Annotated in this window: 2 protein-coding genes; both read left to right on the forward strand. The window is 44.2% G+C overall.

The window, feature by feature from the left end:
- Window positions 1-184 (forward strand): hypothetical protein (locus QUA45_RS28500; RefSeq protein WP_333101286.1); only part of this gene is annotated, 184 nt, incomplete at its 5' end.
- 477 nt (window positions 185-661) lie between these two features.
- The gene (gene ltrA, locus QUA45_RS28505) at window positions 662-2,482 is read left to right on the forward strand and encodes a group II intron reverse transcriptase/maturase (protein WP_333223276.1); all 1,821 of its coding nucleotides are present in this window, start codon (window positions 662-664) and stop codon (window positions 2,480-2,482) included.
- The last annotated feature ends 84 nt before the right edge of the window (window positions 2,483-2,566 follow it).

Consider the following 2,566-nt stretch of genomic DNA (forward strand, 5'->3'; position numbering starts at 1 on the left):
GGTGCGTTTCGTTCTGAAGAAACCTAGAGATGGGGGGAATTCAGGCTCTAATAAGGTAATCCAATATGGATTGAGTTCGCACTTTAATCCCTTGTTAGATGACAACTTGTTCGTCTTGTGGGTGAGAACACTGTTCAAGTCCCATCCCGCTGGTGCTGCGGTGAAAGCATCACCCCTGCGGTAGCGATTAGCCATCAATCCGTAAAGCGGGGTGAAAAGGCGGTAACTGGAAAACCTATTCTAGAACCCCGCCGAGCAGGAGTTTATGGGTAGCGAAAGCAAAGGTACATCCGAACCATCGTGATAGATAACCAGCGAAACAGGTTGATACGCTGGGAGTCCCAAAAGGGCAAGGATTGGTAATAAAGGGACTTCACCTTCAATTTACCACAGGGTTGGCAATTCGTTGCTTGACCAACTAAGCACTCTGTAATAAACCCGGTGGAAAGTACCACCCTAAGAACTCTAAACAAAGACAAACAGGAACGAAATAACCTACCGTTTGCTCTCTGTAAAAGTCGATTTTCAGAGTAGGTGCTAACCGTATGCAACGGCAAGGAGAGATTGGGTCAAAAGCGAAAGCTCCCTTGTAACGAGGGAGATATGCAGACAGACCCACTGTGTCTCGGAAGATAGAGTCTCCAGTAGCAATGAAAAAGTCATGAGCACGGTAAAACCGATGTATGAATGGAACAAGACTCCTTGGCGAAAGCTGGAAAGAGTAGTGTTCAAGTTGCAGAAAAGAATCTATCAAGCCGCCAATCGTGGTGATATTAAGACACTTCGCAGACTTCAAAAGTTGTTGATGAAGTCCTGGGCTGCAAAATGCTTAGCGGTTCGTAGGGTTACTCAGGATAACAAAGGAAAAAAGACGGCAGGTGTGGATGGTGTTAAATCACTAACCCCAAAGCAACGCCTTGACCTAATAGGTAATATAAACCTGAGTTCAAAGGTCAGCCCAACCAGGCGAGTATGGATTCCCAAGCCTGGTACAGAAGAGAAGCGACCTTTAGGAATCCCAACAATGAAAGACCGGGCATTGCAGGCGCTTGTTAAACTGGCACTAGAACCAGAATGGGAAGCGCGATTTGAACCGAATCAATATGGGTTCAGACCTGGGCGCTCGTGCCAAGATGCTATCGGGGCAATATTTAATGCGATTAGGTATAAGCAAAAATACGTGCTAGATGCCGACATCGCCAAATGCTTCGACAAAATCGACCATGAAGCACTGCTTAAAAAATTAAATACATTCCCGCTTTTACGCCGCCAAATCAGGGCATGGCTCCGAGCGGGGGTGATGGACGGACAGCAGTTGTTTCCAACACTTGAGGGTACACCACAGGGTGGAGTCATTTCTCCACTACTGGCTAATATAGCTCTCCACGGGATGGAACATCAAATTAAGGAATTTGCCAAAACCTTGGACATCAAAAAGTCAACAGGAAAAGGACAAATAAGCTGGCAACAGAAATGTAAAAGCATATCCTTAATAAGATACGCCGATGACTTCGTAATTCTCCACGAAGATTTAACCGTTGTTCAAAAGTGTAAAGAGATAATCTCTGAATGGTTAAAAGGCATGGGTTTGGAGCTAAAATCCAGTAAAACAAGGATAGCTCACACAATGAGCAGCCATGATGGACAGTCTCCAGGATTTGATTTCCTGGGGTTTAAAGTCAGGCAATATCCATCTGGCAAATATACTAGCGGGAAAAACCCCCAAGGTAAACTACTGGGTTTCAGCACAGTCATCACCCCAAGCCCGGAAAAAGTCAAGATACACCTCAAAGAAATCGCAAGAGTAATAGACACCCACAAAGCCAAATCTCAATCAGATTTAATCCAGAGTTTAAATCCTGTAATTATAGGATGGGCTAACTATTACCGAACGGTTTCAAGTAGCAAAGTCTTCTATAAATTAGACTTCTTAGTGTATCAAAAACTCAGAGCTTGGGCAAATCATCGCCATCCGAAAAAATTAAAAACATGGGTGTCAAATAAATACTGGCAAACCATAGGCAATGATCACTGGGTATTCGCAACCAGGGAAGAAGGGATTAACCCTCTTCGGTTACGCAAACATGGTCAAATAAAAATCATAGACCATGCCAAAGTTAAAGGTGAATCGTCACCATACGACGGAAACTTAGTGTATTGGAGTACAAGAATGGGAAAACACCCTGAAAGTCCCAAAAGAGTGGCAACACTTCTCAAGATTCAAAAGGGTAAATGTTCTCACTGCGGATTACATTTTCGAGACGAAGATGTCATGGAAGTTGACCACAGAATTCCTAAATCGAAAGGTAGAAAGGATTCTTATGAAAACTGGGATTTACTTCACAGACATTGCCACGATATAAAGACTGCAACAGATGGCAGTCTGGGTACAAAATCTAGCTGTAAAAGTGCTAAACCTAAGCCACCCTCACATACAGAATGGTTCTGGAAAGAGGATATGTTGGTAATGCGGTATGAGTGACAATCACCGAGTCACTGAGGAGCCGTGTGAAGAGAAATTTTCACGCACGGTTTTGGAGAGCGGCGGCGCTCGTGAGAGTGTCGC

Origin of the sequence: Microcoleus sp. Pol12A5, from assembly GCF_036701435.1 — a bacterium.
GTDB lineage: Bacteria > Cyanobacteriota > Cyanobacteriia > Cyanobacteriales > Microcoleaceae > Microcoleus.